The organism is Vibrio gelatinilyticus (genome assembly GCF_022836845.1).
In the GTDB taxonomy this organism is placed as follows: domain Bacteria; phylum Pseudomonadota; class Gammaproteobacteria; order Enterobacterales; family Vibrionaceae; genus Vibrio; species Vibrio gelatinilyticus.
In genome coordinates this window covers 113300-136053 of sequence record NZ_JAJNNZ010000002.1, presented here as the reverse complement: position 1 = coordinate 136053, position 22754 = coordinate 113300, and the positions used below count along the sequence as shown (strand labels likewise).

The window sequence follows — 22754 nt, the reverse complement described above, 5'->3', positions numbered from 1 at the left end:
CCTTACAAAGTGACTGTCGTTTTTTTTAATGCGGTTTCCAAGTCGATATGGGGTTAACTATTATCCCGACCAAAACGAATATCTTGCAGGTTAAAGCCTAACTCAATATCGGTTTTTAGCGCTGCCACTTGTTTTGATAGGCGCGCCACCTCAATATGTTCATCAAATTTCTTACGATATTTAGCTGCCAAATCTGAAGATTGGTTGGCAGCTTCGATACTTTCAAATTGAGTCAGGATCTCTTTGGCTGCTTTCGGGCCGACTCCCGGGATCCCTGTGACTTGAGAGGAGCTGATTCCTGTGAGTCCCCAGTAATCGGCGAGCTGCGCAGGTTTTACCCCAAACTCTTTTTCAATAAAAGGAGCATCTAGCCAGCGATGTTGAAAATAGTCTCTTATCTGCAAGGTAGGGGAGAGTAATTGACAGTAACCTTTATCAGTCGACACGATTGTTACCTTTTCGCTATGCTCAGCAACCTTAACTGCAAGAGTTGCGATCAAGTCGTCAGCTTCGTCTCCTTCTGATAGCAACGAATCAACACCCAATTCCCACCACGCTTGTTGAATACGATCTAATCCTTTGAGAAGGGCTTCTGGCATGGGTTTGCGATTTTGTTTATAGGTTGGCCAAATTTTTGCCCGCCATCCTCTATCTTGTTCATGATGATCAAAAACCGCAATGATGTGAGTCGGTTGTGTTTCATTGAGAATACGCTGCAACGTTCGGCTGGTCGTGTGTACGGTACGTTCAATGTCCTCAGGGTCGGGTTGAGCCGAATGAACACGACGGATCAGGTTTAAAGCATCAATAATGACAAGATGAATAGACATAACAACTTAGGGCTACAGTTAACGTAGCCCTATTGTAATGAAAGCTGCGCCAGCTTTCAGGTTCTTTTACTAGTGATTCGCGATTTTGTAACAGGGTACATACTCTGAACCGGGTAATTTCATTCGTTGCTGCTGAACGAAGTCTCCGAGTAATTGGTCCATTTTTTTCATTAATTCCCGATCACCGTCAATAATGAATGGTCCTTTACGTTCGATTTCTCGGATTCCTTCGGCTTTAACGTTACCCGCCACGATCCCCGAGAATGCCTGACGCAAATTGGCGGCCAGATTTTCCGGGCGTTGGTTGAGGTTAAGATCCAGTGATGCCATATTTTCGTGTGTTGGGTCAAAAGGTAGCTGAAATTCGGGCTCAATTTTCAGTGACCAGTTGTAGCTGTATGCGTCACCATTGGCTTTACGATGTTCACGGACTGCAGGCATTGAGCCTTTGACAAGGCGAGCTGCCATGGCGGGATCATCAATGACAATTTGATAATACTTGCAAGCTTGTTCGCCCAAGGTGTCGCGAATGAAGGTGTCGATTGAATGAAAATATCTTTCGCTCTCCTTCGGTCCGGTAAGAATAATAGGAAGAGGTTGATCGGCATTCTCGGGGTGCATCATGATACCCAAAATATAAAGCAGCTCTTCGGCGGTACCCGGGCCACCAGGGAAAATGATTATTCCGTGGGCTATCCTAACGAAAGCTTCCAGTCTTTTCTCAATATCAGGCATGATGACCAGTTCATTGACAATAGGATTCGGTGGCTCAGCAGCGATAATAGACGGCTCAGTAAGGCCGAGGTAGCGATGGTCATAATAGCGTTGCTTAGCGTGACCTATGGCGGCTCCTTTCATCGGACCTTCCATAGCTCCAGGGCCACAACCTGTGCAAATATTCAATTCACGTAATCCCAGTTCGCTGCCCACTTCTCGGGTGTATTGATACTCGACAGGATTGATAGAGTGACCACCCCAGCAAACGACTAAGTTCGGCTCTATCCCTGGGATTAATGTGCCAGCGTTTCGTAATATTCCAAAAACTAAGTTGGTTATATGAGTAGAGTTAGTTAAGTTTAATCGTTGACTGTCAGCAAGATGCATATTGACGTAAACAATATCTCTAAGTACTGAAAAGAGGTGTTCTTGAATACCTTTGATGATTTCACCATCAACGAAGGCATGTTCAGGGGCATTAGTGAGTTCAAGTTTTATGCCTCGCTCTCGGCGCACCACATTCACATCAAAGGATAGGTATTGTTCTAGTAGTTCTTTGGAGTTGTCGGTGTGGCTTCCCGAGTTAAGTACCGCAAGGGTGCAATTTCTGTAGAGCTGGTAGAGGCCTCCAGCTGCGGTATTTTTAAGGCGCTCAACTTCGAGTTGAGAAAGCAGGTCCATGCTACCTGCTGGGCTAATATGTGTGATCATAGGCTCGTCCTTTCGCTTAAGCCGGGCACTTCAAAACACCGGCATTTAGGAGGCATGCTGGATAGGTGACTCAGAGAAGAATAATGGTATTGGAGGCGGTCACGAATCGAACATCATTATTACAACTGTAGCAAAGATAGAGGATGTTGTTATAACTATTTGAAAATAAAGAGAACCAAGACTTTGGGGTTATTTCCAGGCGAGTTGATTAGGACCGAGTTTCTTTGCTTGAAGCAATGAGTGGTTCAATTTACTGAGAATATCGTCCGGGGTATCATTTTGTTTGAATGACACACTGGCAGCCGTCAGGGTAATGGTGATTTGCTGGTCTTTAAATTTAAATGGTAATTGACTGATTTTTCGTTGAATGTTTTGAATGATTGTGTGGCAACTAGGATCATCTTGCTCTGGGAGAATGATAATGAACTCTTCGCCGGCAAAGCGAGCGATGGTATCCGTATTCGCTAATTCATTGGAAATCGTGCGGGCGATAACTTTTAGTGCTTTGTCCCCTGCAGTGTAACCAAAATTGCTGTTAATGGACTTAAACTTATCAATATCAAGTATCACGACGCGCAGCGGGTGCTGGCTTTTTAGCCATCTTCGATACTCGAGCTCTAACTTATCGACGAGTGCCGCTCGGTTGTACACTTTGGTCAGTGGGTCGAGTAACATTCGTTGGGTTTGGTCTTCTAATCGGCGCCGATAGTCTTGGGTCTTTTCAAACAAATTTTCTAACTGGTTCTTGCTATGGTATAGCCTTTCTAACAATACTTGCTCTCTCTCTTCTGAGTGGGAGACTCGTTCTGAGAGTGAGGCAAGTTGACTAAGCAGTGGGTTGAGCAATAGTTTCGCTTCTTTGAGATCATTTGCCTTAGAGAAGGAGTTCTGTGATTCATTGATCAATCCAGAAAGCTCAGAGTTCATGCTTTGACGTTGTTCAAAATATACTTGGCTTTGATCTAGGTTCTGAGCACTGTTTTTCATTGAATTAGAGAGTGAGATATTTACTTGCTCTAAAAACTGCTCTGAGGTTTTACGTTCGTAGTTGGTTGCCTCTATGACTAACTTGAGCACCTGTAAGGTCGACTCAATGAGACTGTCAGTTTGAACATCTAACAGTAATTTGGTACGAATTTCGATGAGCTGGTCACCGGGCTCACCATCAAAGTCTAACTCGGTAATTAACGACTGTAATTCTTCACTTAAGCAACGCAGTAATTCGTCGTTTGGCGGCACTTCGTCATTGCTTGATGAGGAAGAAAACTGTGTACCAAGTAAAGAAATTGTCCGCTCATAGATGTTGAGTATTTTTATCGCAAGCTCTGTAACAGAAAAGGGCTTTTGTGTGTTGCGAAAAAGGAGTTGGGCCAGTTCATTTCTTATTACAAGTGGAAGTTTGTCAATGCGTTTTAAAGTTGCAGCGCTGCGTTGTAGTTGCTGCTCGACGATGGTGTTGTTCTTCTGTTTTTCAATTGTTTCATTGGTGATCAAGCGTTCTAGAATAGCAAAGTTTGGGATGAGATCACTGACGTCTTTATTGTGCTCAAGTTGTTGGCGAAGCTCTGCGAGCTTTTCGTCAAGTCGAGAGTTTGAGCCAATATGGGCATTACTCAACGTCGTAATAAAGCGTTTGAGTATTTTTTGTTCTCGTTGCGATTTAAATGACGTATCCCTTTGCGAGATACGCATACGCTCTAATTGCAACTTCAGCTTATGTAACTGCTGTTGTGTTTCCAGTCCTTGTGAGCTCATAAATCCTATTAAAACAAAATAGTTATTACGCTATTGACGCATTAATTGATAATAACAAAAAACAGGACAACGTCACGTCAACTTATCAATAAGTTGCGTGTTTTTACTCTTTACTGAGTATTTTTTTGAAGCCGTCCTCATTCTGGGAAGATGAATGAACTTTTATCAGTCCTTGATTAATGGCTGTACGGCAGGCATTCCTCATATCCCCAGTTGCAAGGCTCGCAGCGGGGGCGTTATCGATAGCCTTAAGGTATACCCAATGACTTTGCTTTTCTTGCATACTTAGGCTGCGAGCAATGTGCGTGGATACCAATAAAATATCCAGCAGCTCTTTGTCATTGATTGCTGTGTAGGCTCTTGGCAAAAATGGGTAATCCGCCATTCCAACTCGTACTATGCGGTTGATCTGCTTATTGGGTTCAAACTCCGCGATCCAACTTTGAATATCTTGGAACAGACTTTCAGCACTTCGAGGAGTCTCTCGCGACTCGATGTAGAGCAAATTCGCATCCGAAAAGTGATACAGGCGAGCAGGGGGGGCGATTTTACTTTTGATAAAGTCACCAAACGCCCGCTCGAGCTTTAGCCCTTCTTCATAGCCATTTTGCAAGTACATGTTGCGCAGGAAAGGCACATCAATCAGTACAAATCGCAGGCGGTCACTCAGGGGTTCGTTAATGAGTTCACCGACTTGCCACTGCTCAAAATGATTTTGGGTGCGTTCTAAGGAACTCGGCAGCCTGGCATTAAGCAACCTCAAGTTAGGTAGCCCTGAGCGCGGGTGAGTAAAAAGACTGTCGTTGAGTTCAGCGATTTCGCGTTTACTGCGTCTGGAGACATAGGTCAGGCGGATGGAGAAAAGAGACAAAGCTGTCACTATACAAAACAGCACAAAAGCTACCTTTTGAAACTTTTTCTGCTGTGCGACAGCATCACTGAGTTCACTGGTTTGTATTTCGTAATGCAGAGCTTGCTCTACAAATTGTTTCTGTTGTCTAAAAGCGTTTTCACTGATCTGGTTGAGCTGATTTTGCTGAAAGGTTCGTAGTGAATTTGCCAGTTTGATATTCACCAATGATTTCTTATAGTTTCCTCTTTGTTCATAGCCTAGTGCCAACAATTGGTATGACTGCTGCTCTAAGGAAGTGTTCTTTAGATCTTGGCTGATCTTCAGCGCTTTCTGTGCTTGCTCAATGACCTTTTTACTTTCATTCTGATTGTAAGCCAGCCCAGCGTACAGTAGTGAAGCTCGTGCTGTCAGGGCTGGAAGATCAGAATATGACAGTAGCTTTTCCGCACGCGCCAGGTACTGTTCAGCCAGTGGATAGTTGAACAATTGCAGATAAGTAGACGCAAGACTTAAGCGAATGTCTATGACTTTTTCGATGTCTTTGTCGGTACTTGGATGGTCAATGACGTTGAAGTAATGAACAAGGGCGAGATTAAACTTACTTTGTAGAAAGTAAATGTCACCCATCAGCTTTAGCACCTCACCAAGTATCGGTGAATCTGGGTAGCTATCATAAAAATCGGCGGCTTGAGACAGGTGCTCGAGCGCCTTATCTAGGACTTGCCTTTGCATGAAAAGCTGAGCAAGCAACTGATTGACCTTAGCAAGCTGAACACTAGAGTTGGTTTCAATAGCACTCCAATATGCAAGTAGTAATTCCGACAGAGCTTCGTTGTATAGGCGATAGCGTAAGAAGTGCTGACCATATTTAGTGTGGAAACTGATAGTTTGTGTCGTCATGCTGGCTTGCGGCAAAAAGGTATTTGCCGCTGCAAAAAGGTTGTTTGCAAGTTCGAACTCGTTTTCATTGGAAGCGATTTCTGCTTGTAGCAACTTAATACGGTAATGAGTTCGACGAGCGATTTGTAGGTCACTCGATATCTCACTCAGCTGGTTTTCAATCGACTTTAGTTCGCTCAAGGCCTCTCCACCCTTGCCCGAGCTTTGCCACAGAAGGCGAGTTCGAAGGATGCGAACATCCAATTCTAAGAACAACAACTGATACTGCTTGGTGATTTCATTTGCTTGTTCTAAGTTCACTAGAGCTTCTCGCGTATTGCCGAGATTGAAGTGCGCATTGGCCAAAATGGTGAGTGCATTAACCGTACTTACCGGTGTTCTGATTCTCTGATCGGTATCATCACGCGATAGGTTCGACATACGCTCATCTTTTTGCTCTGAAAAGACTCGCTGGCTAAGATAGTCGCTGGCAATTTTTTTCGCTTGGTTCGGCTCAATCTGAACCAGTTTATGGGCTTCTATAAGCGCTGGCGAAGTAAATGTTGCAGGAGCAGCCACAACGGAGAATGTACTGACGAGCAGCAGTAAAAAAGCACAGGTATTTACCCAAACGGTTGAACGCATGTTGTTATCTATTCTCATTGTCGGCTATTACTGTCTCGCCATTCGACGGTTTTGTGATGGCCTATTATTGATGCTTGAACGGTATGGGTTGATATCCAAACCACCACGTCGTGTATAACGAGCAAATACCGATAATTGCGTTGGTTGGCAATACGTCATAATATCAGTAAAGATCCGTTCAACGCACTGTTCGTGAAATTCGTTGTGTTCTCTAAATGATACCAAATATCGTAGCAGCGCTTCTTGGTCGATCTTATTGCCAGTATAGGCTATTTCAACGCTGCCCCAATCTGGCTGGTTGGTGATCAAACAGTTGGATTTTAACAAGTGGCTATGTAGGGTTTCCTCGACGAGCTGCTCATTGGTTGCGTCACGAAGCAGTTCGGCATCGAATTCATAGCTATCAATTTCAATATCTTGATGGTCGATACAATGACCGGACATGCCTACGATGTGGCTACCCTCAAACTGGTCTACAGGGATCAACTTAACGACAACTTTCTCACCAGCACAAGCTGAGAGATCTTGGCATAATGCCGAATGCACGTCATCCCAATGATTGAATCGAGTTTGGTTGAAACTGTTTAAATAAAGCTTAAAAGACTTGGATTCAATTAAATTTGGGCTGGTGGCAGGAATATAAGCTTCACCAATGGCAACTTGTGGTAAACCTTTTTCATTTAACCAAGACACCTCGTACATCGTCCAAACATCACAACCTTTAAAAGGAAGCGATTCACCTAAATTTAAGTCATCTCGGTTCAAACTTCTGGGAACTGGCTGCAGCAAGCTTGGCTCATATTGACTGGTGTAATCAGTCTTTTGGCCAAGAGTGAGTCCCGAGAGTTCTTTTGCGTCAGAATATTTGCTCATAATTAGGTAATAATTGAATTAGAATACCGAGAATTTTACGAGATCCCTTAAAAACTGTCATCTATTGTTATCAGACTTATTGTGCAAAATCAGACAAATTGCGTTTAAGTTGAGTATGAATGGTGGCGTTATGGAGTTTATATGAATCAAAGTGTACAACAGGCACTCGCGACATTTTCCTCGAAATATCAGGATAAATGGCAAGAAGTGCATCATTCACTTCCACAAAACGAAGAGCTGTTTGAACTGGTGTCACCCTGTGTCGTGGAGAAAGCGAGCGGAGCGGTGTTTTGGCAGGCGAATCCCCGAGAGCGCGCTGCAACCTTAAGCAGTGTTGAAAAAGGGATTGAGCTGGAGTTGCACGATGATATTAAGGCCTTTTATGGCACTCAATACAGTGCGGATATGAATGCATCGTGGCAAGGTAATCATCTGACTCTTTTGCAAGTCTGGAGTGATGATGACTACCAGCGCCTTCAAGAAAATATTCTTGGCCATTTAGTGACTCAACGCCGTCTAAAGCTAAAACCGACCGTGTTCATTGCTGCTACCGATGCGGATATGGATGTTATTTCGATTTGTAATCTGTCTGGCAACGTGATTTTGGAGCGTTTAGGCACCGATAGGCGTGATGTTATTGCCCCTGACGTTGCTACTTTTTTACAGGGACTGGAGCCTGAAGTATAAGTTATGTATGTCGTTGAGTTGCAATTTGAGTGTTTTGACAACACTACTGTATCAGCCGTAGAAAAGGGCATTAATGGCTTGATGGATGCGCTGCGCTACAATGGTCAGGTCTTAGGGCGTGAATTTCCAGTTGTGATGGGCGATGGCGAATTTTATGTTCGTGCCGTCTGCCCTGAAGAGGACAGTCTTCATCCTAAATATCACTCTGACTTTGTTAAAGTGTGCTTAAAGCGTTTGTCTGATGCCGCATTGCTCGCACCAAAAATGCGACTGCTAGGACGTGATCTGAATTCTGAAGAGGTTGCAGAAGAAGAGCAACCAAGCTGGCAAGTGTTGTATACCACTTATGTGCATACCTGTTCGCCTCTGCGTAGTGGTGAGAGCCTGCTGCCTATACCGTTATATCGTAATCCCCCGACACTCAATGGTGATCACAAAGCTGTCGTTAAGTGGCAAACTGAATGGCAGGCATGTGATGAGATCCAGATGGCCGGCGGCTGCCGCGCTGAACACGCTGCGTTGGCTGAAATTTGTGATGTCTCTAGTGTGCTATTTCGCCGTGGCTGGGACCTGCGTGGCCGCATTGAGCATTTGACCCAGATCCCGACCTATTACTATTTGTATCGAGTCGGAGGAAAAAGCCTTGCCGATGAGAAACAGCGTCGCTGCCCAAAATGTGGTGGGGAATGGCTTTTAGAACAGCCGCTGCATGATATTTTCCACTTCAAGTGCGATGAATGTCGGATAATTTCCAATATCTCTTGGGATCATCTCAAATAAAAAAAGGTTGGCGTAGGCCAACCTTTTTTCTTGGATAGAAGGGAATTACCAACCCTTAACTACGCCACCTTGGAAGATTTCAGATGCCGCTGAGTACACTTCTTCAGTTTGGTATGCTTTTACAAAGTTTTGCACGTTTTCTGCGTTCAGGTTCTCTTCACGCGATACAATGATGTTTACGTATGGCGATTCCTTATCTTCAACAAAGACGCCATCTTTTTCTGGAGTTAGGTTGATAGAACTTGCGTACGTTGTATTGATGACTGATAAAGCGACGTCATCAAGAGAGCGTGGCAGCTGCGCCGCATCAAGCTCTAGGATGCTGATGTTTTTTGGGTTCTCTGCAATGTCGCGAACGGTCGCAAGTAGGCCAACGCCGTCACGAAGTGTGATCAGACCTTGCTGCTCAAGCAGTAGCAATGAACGGCCCAGGTTTGTTGGGTCATTAGGAACCGCGATGCGTGCGCCGTCTTGAATTTCGTCAACCGACTTCACTTGCTTAGAGTAACCCGCGATTGGGTAGACAAACGTGTTGCCTGCAATGGCCAGCTTGTAACCACGGTCAGAGATTTGCTGATCTAGGTACGGCTTATGTTGGAACGCGTTGATGTCAATTGAGCCATCATCAAGAGCGGCATTAGGGGTCACGTAGTCAGTGAATGTGACAAGCTCAACGTCTAGGTTGTATTTTTCTTTTGCTACTACAGCCGCAACTTCAGCAACTTGAGCTTCCGCGCCCGCCATGACGCCAACTTTGATTTTAGTGATGTCGACTTCTTTGTCACCACAGCCAGATAACACTAATGCTGAGGCAGCTGTGGCCATTGCCAAAATGTTTTTAACGTTAAATTTCATGTCTCTCTCCTTGTTAAATCTTTTAATTTCTTGTCTATCGGTGATCGACGCGGCGAACAATGGCATCACCGAACGATTGAATAATTTGTACCAGGACAATAAGCATCACGACGGTGACCGCCATAATGACCACATCGTAACGGTGAAAACCATATCGAATGGCAACATCACCCAAACCACCGCCACCCACGGTCCCCGCCATTGCTGAGTAGCTGACTAGGGTTACCAATGTAATGGTCACTGAGTTGATAATGGTTGGCATTGCCTCTGGAAGTAGCACCTTGGTAATGATTTGGTAAGGTGTCGCTCCCATAGATTGCGCAGCTTCAACCAGACCTGTTGGAACTTCCAGCAGCGCACCTTCAATGAGGCGAGCCACAAAAGGAATGGCACCAATGGTCAGTGGCACTATCGCCGCTGTTGTGCCGATAAAGGTACCAATCAATAACTTGGTGAGCGGGATGATAGCGACCATCAAGACTAAAAAGGGGACTGAGCGACCAATGTTAACGATGGCGCCAAGCACTCGATTGAGCGAGGTATTCTCAAGCAGGCCACCTTTTTTGGTGGTGTGGAGAATCACACCGAGCGGGATCCCGATCGCGAAACCGACGATGCCTGCCACCGCCACCATATAAAGAGTTTCCCAAGTGGCGCCTAGTAGTAGGTTGCCATTGAGTGATAACCAGTCTGATAGGGTATTAAAGGACATAACCAAGAACCTCTACTTTTACATTGTGGTCACGAAGATATTGAATAGCGGCGTTGTCGTCTTGTTCATTGCCAAACAGCTCGGCAACCATCATGCCGAATTTGACGCCTCCGGCGTAATCGAGATCAGAACTAAGTATGCTCACGTCGATAGCAAATTTACGAGCGATCTGTGACATTAATGGAGCATCAACGGTGGCACCGGTAAACTCCAAGCGTACCAACGGGTAGCTGCCTTCAACTCGGGTTGATTGCAAACGAGACTGGTAATCTTCTGGGATCGTCAGATCCAGTGTTGAGCGAATAAATTTGTGCGCTAGCTCTGTTTTAGGATGAGCAAAAATGTCACCCACCGAGCCTTTTTCAACCAATTTACCACCGCCGATAATTGCTACCTGATGACAAATGCTTTTCACCACATCCATCTCATGCGTGATCAACAGTATGGTGATTTTCAGCTTGCGGTTGATCTCTCTTAGTAGCTCTAAAATCGATTGTGTGGTCGCAGGATCCAGGGCGCTGGTGGCTTCATCACATAATAACACCTTTGGATCTGAAGCCAGTGCACGAGCAATAGCAACACGTTGCTTTTGACCACCACTTAAGTTTGATGGGTAACTGTTACGTTTGTCTGCTAGCCCAACAAGGGTAAGCAGCTCTGAAACTTTCTCTTCAATCGCCGACTTATCTTTGCCAGCCAACTCCAAAGGGAGGGCGATGTTGTCAAACACCGTGCGGGATGACAGCAAATTAAAATGCTGAAAAATCATGCCAATGTTACGGCGCGCTTCGCTTAGCTCAGCCTTTTTTAATGTCGTCAGGTCAATGCCGTCAACGATCACCGAACCCGAAGTGGGTGCTTCTAACATATTGACACAGCGGATCAGGGTACTTTTACCAGCACCAGATGAGCCAATAACACCAAAGATGGTACCTTCTGGAATGTGGAGATTAATGTCGATAAGCGCATCAATCGCCGTAGTACCTTGGTAAAAAACTTTATTTACTTGTTTTATTTCGATCATTTGATGGACCTGAACGATGCTATCAGCATAAAAATTTGAACTATGTCTCAGTTGGTAGATGATGCTATGGGTTTCAGCTTTTAGTGTCAATAGATATTTTTACGTCTAGACGTCTAAACTGGTATTTGATGCTACAGGTTTAATATTGCTCGCGATAAATTGGTTATTGGTTATTGGTTATTGGTTGTGCCCTATGTCCCAATGGTTTAGAGCCTAGATGGCGGGGTTCAGAATGGCCACGCGGATAAAGCCAGATATGTGGTGGCTAGAGAAAATAAACCGTGTAATAATTCAGAGTATTAGCGAGTACTACAAATAAGTGAGTTTCTTTTGGCCAAACCCGCAGTTTTTCTAGATCGTGACGGCGTGATTAATGTAGACCACGGATACGTCAGCGATGAACATGACTTTGAATACATTGATGGTGTCTTTGAAGCCGCGAAACAGTTCAAAGAGCAAGGTTATCTATTAGTTTTGGTCACTAACCAATCTGGTATTGCGCGAGGCATGTTCTCTGAAGATAGATTTCTATCACTGACACAGTGGATGGACTGGAATTTTGTTGACCACGGTGTTGAATTTGATGGGATATATTATTGCCCTCATCATGCAGAGCATGGCGTTGGTAAGTACAAGCAAGACTGTGACTGTCGTAAGCCGAAGCCGGGAATGTTCATTTCAGCTCGAGATTTTTTGAATATCGACATGGCGAATTCTGTGATGGTTGGCGACAAAGCTGAAGATATGATGGCTGCGCAAGCTGCTGGCGTTGGCACCCGAGTGCTTGTTCGTACGGGCAAGGCGGTGACAGAGAAAGGTGAGTCGATAGCCTCTGTGGTACTCGACAGCATTAAAGAAGTGCCTGCTTACCTGGCGCGATAACGGAGCGGATGATGACAGGAATAGACACGTTTAAATGTCGAGCTGCACTGTTTGTAACCACCTTGCTGCTACTAGGTGGCTGTGCCCAGACGGTTGACAGACAACAAAGCTATTCCGTGATTGATTACCAATGTAACAACGCTCAATTCTCGCTTACCTTTATCGACGATGAACAAGTCCTGTTGCTACTCGATAATGCTGAATATCATTTAACCAGAGTGCCAGCAGCATCGGGCAGCCGTTATGTTTTAAATGTTGAGCCTAAGAGTGAGCAGCACATTGTTTTGCATACAAAAGGTTCGCAAGCTCGACTTGAGGTGGATAGCACACTCTATTCATCTTGTGTTACAGCAAACTAGTCATCTACAGCAAGGCACCATGGCATTAAAACCCTATCAAACGGCCATCATTTTATTCGATAAAGTGTAACGACAATAAAATGCCGCACCTTGAAAAAGGCGCGGCATTTTGGAAGGTTAGCCGTAGGTAACAATTTAGCCGTAGGTAACAATTTAACCGTAGGTAACAATATAGCGAGAGGGTTTGTGGTTCATTGCTAAAACCAGATTAAGCACAAAGGCGCCGAGTACAGAGATAGCCACAATCGTGGGCGTAACAAAAACAAATGACAGCGCAAGGATGGTTCCATCAATGGTCATTTGTGTTTTGCCAACTGAGATCCCCCACTTATCTTGAAGCATTAAGCACAATACGTTAAAGCCACCCAGGCTAGAGCGGTGTCTAAACAGGATTAGCATGCCAAGCCCCATTAACATCCCACCGGCAACGCCACAATAAACGGTATTAACCTGATCTAGTGAGATAAAGCGATTCATGTTGTCGGTAATGACAGATACCAAAGCCCCGGACACTGCGCTACTCATCGCGAACTTGGGGCCAAAACGTTTCCAGGCTAAGACGTAGAATGGCAGGTTAGTGACAAAGTAGATCACGCCAAAAGAGAAAGGCACAAAGTGGGTGAGAAGCAAGGATAAGCCCGCCGTTCCGCCAGTTAGCAGCTGCGCCGATTGTAAGAAGAAGATCCCCTGAGCCACAATGAAAGTGCCGGTTAAGATCGCAATCCAATCTTCTTTAGTTGAGTGTTTTTCCATCGCCTGATCAAAAAAGTATCCAAATTTAGCCGCAATACTAGAGAAAAGATGATCATTTTGATAGCTAAGGAGCAATAATTGCGGTAAACCTATGTAATTCGAATTTTACACAGTGTAAAAAGAATTATTGGCACCTGTGCTTTGCTTGGCCCGAAATAGTGCTCAAATGAAAAGGTTTCAGGTGTATTATGAAAAAACTGCATGATAAATTTTCAATTTACTCTTTATGACGCAGATCAAATTATGTAGAATGCAAGTCATCAAATACGGTGACGAAAACGTTTGCTTTTGGTCGTTGTGTGGTTTTTTTGAAACTTTCAGTAAAATCTGAGTCAGGAGATACAGATGCTTAAGCGTGATATGAACATCGCAGATTACGATGCGGAACTGTTTGCAGCAATCCAAGAAGAAACACTTCGCCAAGAAGAGCACATCGAGCTAATTGCTTCGGAAAACTACACCAGCCCGCGCGTAATGGAAGCGCAAGGCTCTCAGCTAACAAACAAATATGCTGAAGGCTACCCAGGTAAGCGTTACTACGGTGGCTGTGAGTATGTTGACAAAGCTGAAAGTCTGGCCATTGACCGTGCATGTGAGCTGTTTTCTTGTGAGTATGCGAACGTTCAACCTCACTCAGGTTCTCAAGCAAACAGTGCGGTTTACATGGCGCTGCTTAACCCTGGAGATACTGTTCTTGGTATGAGCCTGGCACACGGTGGTCACCTGACACACGGTTCTCCAGTCAACTTCTCTGGTAAGCACTACAATGTTATTCCTTACGGCATCGACGAAGCTGGTCAAATCAACTACGACGAGATGGAGCAGCTTGCGATTGAACATAAGCCAAAAATGATCATCGGCGGCTTCTCTGCTTACTCTCAAATCGTAGATTGGGCTCGCATGCGTGAAATCGCAGACAAAGTAGACGCGTACCTATTTGTCGATATGGCGCACGTTGCGGGTCTTATCGCTGCAGGTGTTTACCCAACGCCAGTACCACACGCTCACGTGGTTACAACAACGACGCACAAAACACTAGCCGGTCCTCGCGGTGGTCTTATCCTGTCTAACGCAGGCGAAGACATGTACAAAAAACTGAACTCTGCGGTATTCCCAGGTGGCCAGGGTGGCCCTCTAATGCACGTTATCGCTGGTAAAGCTGTGGCGTTCAAAGAAGCGATGGAGCCTGAGTTTAAAGAGTACCAAGCGCGCGTTGTGAAAAATGCAAAAGCAATGGTTGCTCAGTTCCAGGAGCGTGGTTATAACATCGTTTCTAACGGCACTGAAAACCACTTGTTCCTTGTTGATCTCATCGACAAAGACATCACAGGTAAAGAAGCGGATGCAGCTCTAGGCGCAGCGAACATTACGGTAAACAAAAACTCAGTACCAAACGATCCACGCAGCCCGTTTGTGACTTCTGGTATCCGTGTTGGTTCTCCAGCTATCACTCGCCGTGGCTTTACAGAAGTGGATGCGACTGAGCTTGCGAACTGGATGTGTGATGTTTTAGATAACATTAATGACACAGCAGTTATCGAAGCGACCAAAGTGAAAGTGCTTGAGATTTGTAAGCGTCTACCTGTTTACGCTTAATAATGAATAAGTAACAAAAAAGCGAGCCTTTGGCTCGCTTTTTTTTATGAGGAAAATCTTACTTATTAATGTTAAGTAGCGTTCCTGACTTGCATTTAAATGAGTAGTACTTACGGCTTTCATTAAATTGACCAAGCCCTTCACCATTACAATAGTCGATATTGATGTCACGCATGATATCGAGCGTTTTCTCGCTGCTTAGCGCAAACTTAGAGCCGTCTTTACATACAATTCTTACTCGACCATCATCACTGACAGAATAAAGGTTCACTTCGGTATTACAAAGTTCGAATGAAGCTTCCAGGTAATTGTCTTGCTGGGTGTTCTGTGCACAGCCAGCAATAACGAAACTCGCGAGGAGCGGTAAAATTAAATGAATCGATTTCATTGCATACTTCCTTGAGTGAAGAGTGATATCTAATATAATCCTACGCAAATCTACCAAAAATGCGAGTCGGATAGTGTTACCAGAGAGGGAAGTCTCAAAATGGACACGGGTTAATACCGTGTCTATCTAATATTAGCTGACTTCGATACCTTGTGCTTGCAAATCAGCATGATACGACGAGCGCACGAAAGGCCCACAAGCCGCATGCGTAAAGCCTAGCTCTAGCGCAATCTCTTTAAGCTCATCAAATTCTTCTGGCGGGACATATCGCTCGACAGGTAAGTGATGTCGGCTTGGCGCTAGATATTGGCCTAAGGTCAGCATCGTAACGCCGTGTGCTCGTAAGTCTTTAAGAACCTCAACGATCTCTTCTTTAGTTTCACCAAGTCCCATCATTAATCCGGACTTGGTTGGAATATCTGGATGCTGCTGCTTGAATTTTTGTAACAGTTGCAGTGACCATTTGTAATTCGCTCCCGGGCGTGCTTTACGGTAAAGACGTGGGGCGGTTTCTAGGTTGTGGTTGAAGACATCCGGTGGGTTGTCTTTGAGCAGTTCAAGCGCAACGTCCATTCGTCCACGGAAATCAGGTACTAGAGTTTCAATACGGATCTCTGGGCTGGCTTCCCGGATTGCCTTGTTACAGTCAGCAAAGTGTTGTGCGCCGCCATCGCGCAGGTCATCACGATCAACAGAAGTAACGACAACATACTTAAGCTTCATATCTTTAATCGTCTGTGCCAATTTGCCAGGCTCATTGCTATCAGGTGCAACAGGGCGACCATGGGCAACATCGCAAAATGGGCAACGACGAGTACAAATGGCCCCAAGAATCATAAAGGTCGCTGTACCGTGATTAAAACATTCAGCTAAGTTCGGACAAGAGGCTTCTTCACAAACTGAATTGAGATTGTTTTTACGCATTGCGGACTTAATCTCTTGAATGCGTTTACTATCAGAGGGAAGTTTGATTTTCATCCATTTAGGCTTGCGGAGAATTTCTTTTTGTTCCGTCGGCATGTTTTTTACCGGGATCAAAGCCATCTTATCAGCGTCACGGTATTTGACGCCTTTTTCCATTTGGATTGGTTTGCTCATGATTTTATGCTTCTTTGCTGAATTCGACTTGCTCATAATCGAGCAAAGTTACCAGTTGGTGAATAAGTTGCTGCTCGATGGCTTCAAGTTCACTAGGACCACCTAGTTCTGATACCTGAACCATTTCCATACCTTGATAACCACATGGATTGATTCTCTGGAATGGAGAGAGATCCATATTGACATTAAGTGCTAGGCCGTGAAACGAACAGCCTTTTCTGATCCTCAATCCCAGTGAGCAGATTTTTTTGTGATCGACATAAACACCAGGGGCATCAGGGCGCGCGGCTGACTCAATATTGTATGCGTTCAAGGTATTAATTACGAGGTTTTCAATGTGCGTGACGAGATCTCGAACACCCAGTTTTTTTCGGCGTAAGTTGATAAGGAAATACACCACGAGTTGCCCTGGTCCGTGATAGGTAACCTGACCACCTCGGTCACTCTGAACAACGGGTATATCACCTGGGTTGAGAAGGTGCTCGGCTTTTCCAGCTTGCCCTTGGGTAAAGACTGGGTTGTGTTCCACAAGCCACACTTCATCTTTACTTTCTTCGGTGCGATGGTCGGTAAACTCATGCATGGATCTCCAGATGGGTTCATAATCTTGTCGACCAAACTTTCGTACAACCAGTTGATTTTCCACGATCATCCTCGTAACCACTTAATAAAGTTTTTCCATTATAAACTTGTTGTTCATCGTGCACTACAGTTAAACAACAATTTATTAACGTGAAAAACGGCTTGGAAAACTTATCTTATTGAATTATAAAAAGAAAGCAGCCGAAGCTGCTTTCAAAAATAATTTATTTTTTCAAATAATTATAGAACCATGCGAACAATATCAATTTCACCAAGCTCTTTATACAGGGTTTCAACCTGCTCAATAGAGGTGGCGGTAATATTGATAGAAATAGAATGGTAGTTACCTTTTGCACTCGGCTTAACTGTCGGGCTGTAGTCACCAGGTGCATGGCGCTGAATGACTTCGAGTACTTTTTCTGGAAGCTCTGGCTTGGCATAACCCATCACTTTGTAAGTAAACGAGCACGGAAACTCAAGTAGATCTTTAAGCTTCGCATCAGAGTTGATGGTCATCATATTGGAGACTCCAAATTAATAATTCGATAGTAGGGGGCGAATATTACTGCCAATAGCAACTGAACTCAAGAAGTGTAGAAACAACAAAGCCGCACTAGGCGGCTTTGTATAGCTTCAATGCAGAAGTATTAGAATAAGCTCTTAAATAGCAGAACGATGTAATCCCAAAGTCGGCTAAATAGGCTACCTTCTTGTACATCCTCTAGGGCTAATAGTGGGTACTCAGCAACGTCATCACCTTCTAGTTGATAGTATAGCTTACCCACAACGTCGCCTTTAGAAATCGGCGCTTCAAGCTGCTTTTCAAGCACGAAACTTGCCTTAAGGTGCTTAGCTTGGCCTCTTGGTAATGTTACATAAGTGTCTTCGCTAACGCCGAGAGCGACTGTATCGCGGTCGCCCATCCAAATTTTTTCATTTACGAATGTTTCGCCAGCTGTGTGTGGGTTCACTGTCTCGAAAAAACGGAAGCCGTAGCTCAGAAGTTTTTTGCTCTCAGATTTACGAGCATTGGCGTTCTTTGTCCCCATAACCACGGCAACCAAGCGCATTTTACCTTCGGTAGCTGAGCTAACCAGGCTGTATCCAGCTTGGCTTGTGTGGCCTGTCTTGATGCCATCTACATTCATGCTTTTATCCCACAATAAGCCATTACGGTTATATTGTGTGATGCCGTTGTAGGTGTATTTCTTTTCGGCGTAGATACGATATTCTTCTGGCACATCGTTGATCAGTGCGCGAGCCAGTAGTGCCATGTCATAGGGGGTACTGTACAGCTGGTCATTGTCTAAGCCATGTACATTGGCAAAGTTTGTGTTCGACATACCGATTGAGCTTGCCCAAGCGTTCATCAGATCAACGAATGCATCCTCAGATCCCGCAATATGTTCCGCCATCGCTACACACGCGTCATTACCTGATTGAATTATGATGCCACGATTTAGATCTTCTACTTTTACTTTTGTCCCAACCTCAATGAACATCTTTGAGGAATCAGGGAAGTTTTTCGCCCATGCGTTTTTACTAATGGTTACTTCATCATCTAGTGAAATATTGCCACGCTTTACCTCTTGGCCGATGACGTAGCTGGTCATCATTTTTGTCAGACTGGCAGGATGAAGTTGTGTGTTCATCTCTTTTTCAGCAAGAACTTTGCCTGAGTTGTAGTCCATTAACACAAACCCTTTCGCGCCAATTTGAGGGGCGTCAGGCATAACTATCGGTCCAGCAACTGCAGATGTTGCAGCAATACTTGCCGTTAAAGCAAAAGAAGATAAAAATTTCATAGATGATTTTTTCTTATTCATATTGAATACAATTATATGTTGTTTGGCGTGATACAACGGAAGTCATATCACACACTAGCTATTGCTATCTTAACAGATTGTGTTTAGCACACCAGACATGGTTACACTAAGAAACAATCCTTATTGTTGTCAACGGGCAACTCTGTGTGTTTTGACGAATGCCGATGAATAACCAATCCTTTTAACACGCTTAAGGGTGTCTTGTGTCAATTTGTCGTCTTGAAACGGGCCTAGCATAAGGCGGTAATTGCTATTGATTGGATCTAAAAATGTTTCGACAGATAGTGTACTTGCCAACTCTTTTGATAGTGTCTCAACACGATCTCTGTATGGCGAAGCAATCACCTGTATGACGTACTGTGGGTGACGGTTTTCTGCCTCTCCTACAGGACGTTTAATACTGATAACTTCAATTTTGATGTTCGCTGTCCCTGAGCTAATGACATCAAGCTTGGTCGCTGCTGCGTAACTCAGATCCAATATTCTATTGTCGTGAAAAGGCCCACGGTCGTTTACTCGTACAATAGTTTGTTTATCGTTATCCAAGTTAGTGACTTTTACATAGCTCGGTAACGGCAACGTTTTGTGAGCAGCAGTCATTGAGTACATGTCATAAATTTCGCCGTTGGACGTCAAATGGCCATGGAACTTTTTACCGTACCAGGACGCTTTTCCCTTTTCAGTATAGCCCTCGGTATCTCGTTCGATACGATAGCTTTTTCCTCGTAAGGTATAGTTTTTATTCCCGCCTAAGCTGTAGGGCTCGTATTTAGGCTGAGCATCTTCTATATGATCGACCGAGATTGGTTTCTTTGGTGCGATGTCTTTGTCGATAGAATAACGTTTGTCGGAAGACGAGCAACCGAACATAAGTGTTGCGAATATAAAAAATAGTGCTTTGCGACAATTAGTCTTGTCGATAAAAAACAGACTCATTAGTTTATGTTGCCTTTGAAAATGCTTTTCGGTGCGTATGTATCGACATCAAAATGCCAAAACCCGCCATTAAAGTAACCATTGATGTGCCACCATAACTGATCAGCGGAAGAGGGACACCTACAACGGGCAGTATACCGCTTACCATACCGATATTCACGAACACATAAACGAAAAAGCTTAAGACGATGCTACCAGCCATCATGCGTCCAAAAGCGGTTTGCGCCTGACTGGCCAAGTAAAGACCACGACCAATAATAAAGAGGTAGAGTGTAAGTAAAAGCAAAATACCGATCATCCCCCATTCTTCAGCGATAACGGCAAAAATAAAGTCTGTATGTCGTTCTGGTAGAAACTCTAGTTGAGACTGAGTACCTTGTAACCAACCTTTTCCTGATAAACCACCAGAGCCAATTGCGATTTTGCTTTGGATAATATGGTAACCCGCACCTAATGGGTCAGACTCTGGGTCAAACAGAGTCCTCACTCGAACTTTTTGGTATTCTCTCATCAAGAAAAACCACAGCACTGGTATAAAACCTCCCACAGCAAGAGCTGCTGCAGTGATGATCTTCCAGCTGATACCCGCAAGAAAAATAACAAAAATCCCCGAGGCAGCAATCAAAATAGACGTGCCTAAATCTGGCTGCTTAGCAATCAATATAGTTGGAACCATGACCATAACAAGCGAGATAAGCAGTGTCTGAAAGCTGATGGGCAATGAACGTTTGCCTATGTAACGTGCAATCATCAAGGGAACTGCGAGCTTGAGTAACTCTGAAGGCTGGAAGCGAATGAAGCCTAAATTGAGCCATCGTTGGGCACCTTTAGAGGACTCGCCAAAAAACAACACGCCAAGTAATAACAAAATACCGACAAAAAACAGAAAAGGAGCCAATGTTTCGTAGGTTCTAGGTGACAGTTGAGCCAAAAACAGCATAACAGTCAGCGCTAAAATCATACGCATCGCTTGTCGGTCCATCATCGCCATACTTTGCCCGCTGGCGCTATACATAACGACCAGTCCAAACGCCATAAGAACCAAAACGCCTAAAAGCAAAGGAAGGTCGATATGAAAGCGTTCAAATAGCGCTCTGTTACGTCCGGTAGAAGGATCTAATTTCATTGTTGATTACTCTCTAACTCGGCTTTCAATGCCAAATCAAATAATTGCCTTGCTACAGGAGCACCATTGGAAGAACCGCCGCCAGCATTTTCGAGAACGACAGTAACGATCACTTCTGGATTTTTAAACGGAGCAAAACCGGTAAATAGAGCGTGATCTTTAAGGTGTTCGGCCAATTCATCGGCATTATATTCTTGGTCTTGGGCCAAGCTAAATACCTGTGCAGTCCCTGACTTTCCACCTGTTATGTAAGGCATTTTAGCAAAGGCGCGACGAGCCGTGCCTTTTTTTCCGTGGTTGACGAGACGCATACCTTCTAGTGCAATATTCCAATAACGTTCTTGCACGCCGGTAATTGGTGGCTTAGATTCAATCTCAGCCAGTGCCTGTTGATCAAAGTTATCACCATTGTTAACGGTGGCTTTGAGTAGATGCGGCGAAAGTACTTCGCCGTGATTTACCAACACGGATGTTGCCTTGGCAATCTGCATTGGGGTGGCTGTCCAGTAACCTTGACCAATGCCCACAGGGATCGTGTCGCCCTGATACCAAGGCGTTCGATGACGCGCCATCTTCCAATCTCGTGTTGGCATGTTGGCTTTACTCTCTTCATGGATATCAATGCCAGTGTAGTCACCGAACCCAAACATCATCATCCATGTTGATAGGCGGTCGATGCCTAAATCGTAGGCGATCTGGTAGAAGAAAGTATCTACTGATTCTTCAAGTGCCTTAAGGATATCCACGGTGCCATGGCCCCAACGGAGCCAATCGCGGAAAGGTCGCGTTTTTGAATTTGGGATCCGCCAATAGCCTGGGTCATTTCGGGTTGTGTTTGGGGTAATTTCCCCTTCTTGCAATGCAGCAACAGCAATGAACGGCTTGACGGTAGAGGCGGGTGGATAGATACCTAATGTTGCACGGTTTACCAATGGGCGATTTTTATCGTCCAGTAGTTTTCGATAAGCTTTACTTGAAATACCGTGGACAAATGCGTTGGGATCATAGCTCGGGCTTGAAACCATCGCCAGCACGCCGTTGTCCTTTGGGTCGAGAACGATAGCTGAACCACGTCGACCATCTAGCAGTTTATGAACCTTTAATTGCAGGTTGATATCAAGATTGAGTACGATATCTTGACCGGGCACCGGTGGTATAAATTTAAGTGTTCTTAAGACGCGCCCTCGGCTATTGACTTCCACTTCCTGATAGCCTGCGGTACCGTGTAATGTTTTCTCATAGTAACGCTCAATACCCAGTTTACCAATGTCTCGGGTCGCCTGATAATTGGCTTCTTGTTCTGCTCGAGCAAGGCGCTGCATGTCTCTGTCATTGATTCGCGAAACATAGCCAATCACATGCGTTAGTACATCGCCATAAGGGTAGAATCGTTTGAGGGTCGCTGATATCTCCACACCTGGAAACTTGTGTTGATTAACCGAAAACAATGCAACTTGTTGTTCAGTGAGTTGTGTTAATAGTGGTACAGATTTAAAACGACGCGTACGTCTTCTCTCACGTTCGAAGGCTTCAACGCGCTCGGGCGGTATCTCTAAGAATTGACGAAGTTTAACGATGGTCTCGTCCATGTTCTTAACTCTTTCAGGTATTACCTCAAGGTTAAAAACAGGCCGGTTTTCGGCAAGTAATACGCCATTTCTATCGTAGATCAACCCACGGTTAGGCGCGATAGGTACGACTTTAATACGGTTGTCGTTAGAGCGTGTTTTGTAGTCTTGGTATTGATTGATTTGGATATTGTATAGGTTAGCAATCAATAACGAAATAAGAACTATAATGCCGAGGAAAGCAACGATAGCTCGACTTTTAAAAAGTCGAGCTTCTGCCTGATGGTCCCGTATCTGGCTACGTCTTCGAAACATGTGT

At 44.6% G+C, this 22754-nt stretch carries 22 protein-coding genes; 5 read left to right on the top strand and 17 right to left on the bottom strand.

The annotated features are described in order from the left end of the window. Positions 1 to 53 precede the first annotated feature (53 nt). The 5 genes from xni to queF all read right to left on the bottom strand — a co-directional run bounded on the left by xni (position 54) and on the right by queF (position 7263). On the bottom strand, positions 54 to 830 hold the full coding sequence (gene xni / locus LNL84_RS02790; RefSeq protein ID WP_244355096.1) for a flap endonuclease Xni: 777 nt from the start codon (positions 828 to 830) through the stop codon (positions 54 to 56). A 69-nt stretch (positions 831 to 899) separates the two neighbouring features. Beyond that, positions 900 to 2258 carry a nucleotide 5'-monophosphate nucleosidase PpnN gene (ppnN, locus tag LNL84_RS02785; RefSeq protein WP_244355093.1) on the bottom strand — a complete coding sequence of 453 codons (1359 nt, stop codon included), beginning with the start codon at positions 2256 to 2258 and terminating at the stop codon, positions 900 to 902. Positions 2259 to 2447: 189 nt separating this feature from the next. Beyond that, the gene (locus LNL84_RS02780) at positions 2448 to 4013 is read right to left on the bottom strand and encodes a GGDEF domain-containing protein (RefSeq protein WP_244355091.1); all 1566 of its coding nucleotides are present in this window, start codon (positions 4011 to 4013) and stop codon (positions 2448 to 2450) included. A gap of 103 nt (positions 4014 to 4116) precedes the next feature. Further along, positions 4117 to 6390, bottom strand: coding sequence for a tetratricopeptide repeat protein (locus LNL84_RS02775; protein ID WP_244355089.1), 2274 nt, complete (start codon positions 6388 to 6390; stop codon positions 4117 to 4119). Positions 6391 to 6417: 27 nt separating this feature from the next. Continuing rightward, positions 6418 to 7263: an NADPH-dependent 7-cyano-7-deazaguanine reductase QueF gene (gene queF, locus LNL84_RS02770; protein ID WP_244355087.1), complete on the bottom strand. Its 846-nt coding sequence runs from the start codon at positions 7261 to 7263 to the stop codon at positions 6418 to 6420. Positions 7264 to 7404: 141 nt separating this feature from the next. Here queF and syd point away from each other — a divergent pair, with 141 nt between their 5' ends. Together syd and LNL84_RS02760 are read left to right on the top strand one after the other, a co-directional pair. Next, entirely contained in the window at positions 7405 to 7950 is a 546-nt protein-coding gene (gene syd, locus LNL84_RS02765; RefSeq protein ID WP_244355085.1) for a SecY-interacting protein, read from the top strand. A 3-nt stretch (positions 7951 to 7953) separates the two neighbouring features. Beyond that, positions 7954 to 8730 (top strand): Zn-ribbon-containing protein, encoded by a 777-nt coding sequence (locus tag LNL84_RS02760; protein ID WP_244355083.1) that lies wholly within the window; start codon positions 7954 to 7956, stop codon positions 8728 to 8730. Between the two features lie 45 nt (positions 8731 to 8775). Here LNL84_RS02760 and LNL84_RS02755 read toward each other — a convergent pair whose 3' ends face one another. From LNL84_RS02755 to metN, 3 genes are read right to left on the bottom strand one after another with little or no spacing between them, the layout of a single operon-like run. Continuing rightward, positions 8776 to 9585 carry a MetQ/NlpA family lipoprotein gene (locus tag LNL84_RS02755; RefSeq protein WP_244355081.1) on the bottom strand — a complete coding sequence of 270 codons (810 nt, stop codon included), beginning with the start codon at positions 9583 to 9585 and terminating at the stop codon, positions 8776 to 8778. A gap of 34 nt (positions 9586 to 9619) precedes the next feature. Next, on the bottom strand, positions 9620 to 10297 hold the full coding sequence (locus LNL84_RS02750; RefSeq protein WP_244355079.1) for a methionine ABC transporter permease: 678 nt from the start codon (positions 10295 to 10297) through the stop codon (positions 9620 to 9622). Then, entirely contained in the window at positions 10287 to 11321 is a 1035-nt protein-coding gene (gene metN / locus LNL84_RS02745) for a methionine ABC transporter ATP-binding protein MetN (protein ID WP_244355077.1), read from the bottom strand. Before metN ends, LNL84_RS02750 begins: the two co-directional genes overlap by 11 nt. A gap of 330 nt (positions 11322 to 11651) precedes the next feature. Here metN and gmhB point away from each other — a divergent pair, with 330 nt between their 5' ends. Both gmhB and LNL84_RS02735 read left to right on the top strand, forming a co-directional pair. Beyond that, a complete protein-coding gene (gmhB, locus tag LNL84_RS02740) occupies positions 11652 to 12203 on the top strand; it encodes a D-glycero-beta-D-manno-heptose 1,7-bisphosphate 7-phosphatase (RefSeq protein WP_244355075.1) in 552 nt (183 codons plus the stop codon). Between the two features lie 11 nt (positions 12204 to 12214). Further along, the gene (locus LNL84_RS02735) at positions 12215 to 12562 is read left to right on the top strand and encodes an MliC family protein (protein WP_244355073.1); all 348 of its coding nucleotides are present in this window, start codon (positions 12215 to 12217) and stop codon (positions 12560 to 12562) included. A gap of 153 nt (positions 12563 to 12715) precedes the next feature. On the opposite strand, the gene LNL84_RS02730 is transcribed toward LNL84_RS02735, so the two are convergent. Beyond that, entirely contained in the window at positions 12716 to 13315 is a 600-nt protein-coding gene (locus LNL84_RS02730) for a YitT family protein (RefSeq protein ID WP_244355071.1), read from the bottom strand. A gap of 345 nt (positions 13316 to 13660) precedes the next feature. On the opposite strand from LNL84_RS02730, the gene glyA reads away from it, so the two are divergent. Then, on the top strand, positions 13661 to 14911 hold the full coding sequence (glyA, locus tag LNL84_RS02725; RefSeq protein WP_244355069.1) for a serine hydroxymethyltransferase: 1251 nt from the start codon (positions 13661 to 13663) through the stop codon (positions 14909 to 14911). 58 nt (positions 14912 to 14969) lie between these two features. Here the strand turns inward: glyA and LNL84_RS02720 are convergent, their stop codons facing one another. The 8 genes from LNL84_RS02720 to mrdA all read right to left on the bottom strand — a co-directional run bounded on the left by LNL84_RS02720 (position 14970) and on the right by mrdA (position 22750). Further along, entirely contained in the window at positions 14970 to 15299 is a 330-nt protein-coding gene (locus tag LNL84_RS02720) for a hypothetical protein (protein WP_244355067.1), read from the bottom strand. Positions 15300 to 15431: 132 nt separating this feature from the next. Further along, positions 15432 to 16397 carry a lipoyl synthase gene (gene lipA / locus LNL84_RS02715; protein ID WP_244355065.1) on the bottom strand — a complete coding sequence of 322 codons (966 nt, stop codon included), beginning with the start codon at positions 16395 to 16397 and terminating at the stop codon, positions 15432 to 15434. Between the two features lie 4 nt (positions 16398 to 16401). After that, positions 16402 to 17043: a lipoyl(octanoyl) transferase LipB gene (lipB, locus tag LNL84_RS02710; RefSeq protein WP_244355063.1), complete on the bottom strand. Its 642-nt coding sequence runs from the start codon at positions 17041 to 17043 to the stop codon at positions 16402 to 16404. Positions 17044 to 17219: 176 nt separating this feature from the next. Further along, positions 17220 to 17498 carry a DUF493 family protein YbeD gene (gene ybeD / locus LNL84_RS02705; RefSeq protein ID WP_244355061.1) on the bottom strand — a complete coding sequence of 93 codons (279 nt, stop codon included), beginning with the start codon at positions 17496 to 17498 and terminating at the stop codon, positions 17220 to 17222. A 128-nt stretch (positions 17499 to 17626) separates the two neighbouring features. Beyond that, complete coding sequence (locus LNL84_RS02700) at positions 17627 to 18805, bottom strand: serine hydrolase (protein WP_244355058.1); 1179 nt, start codon at positions 18803 to 18805, stop codon at positions 17627 to 17629. 129 nt (positions 18806 to 18934) lie between these two features. Continuing rightward, complete coding sequence (locus LNL84_RS02695; protein WP_244355056.1) at positions 18935 to 19741, bottom strand: septal ring lytic transglycosylase RlpA family protein; 807 nt, start codon at positions 19739 to 19741, stop codon at positions 18935 to 18937. 4 nt (positions 19742 to 19745) lie between these two features. Next, complete coding sequence (gene rodA / locus LNL84_RS02690) at positions 19746 to 20867, bottom strand: rod shape-determining protein RodA (RefSeq protein ID WP_244355054.1); 1122 nt, start codon at positions 20865 to 20867, stop codon at positions 19746 to 19748. Beyond that, positions 20864 to 22750: a penicillin-binding protein 2 gene (gene mrdA, locus LNL84_RS02685; protein ID WP_244355052.1), complete on the bottom strand. Its 1887-nt coding sequence runs from the start codon at positions 22748 to 22750 to the stop codon at positions 20864 to 20866. The genes rodA and mrdA overlap by 4 nt, the downstream gene beginning before the upstream one ends. Positions 22751 to 22754: the final 4 nt, after the last annotated feature.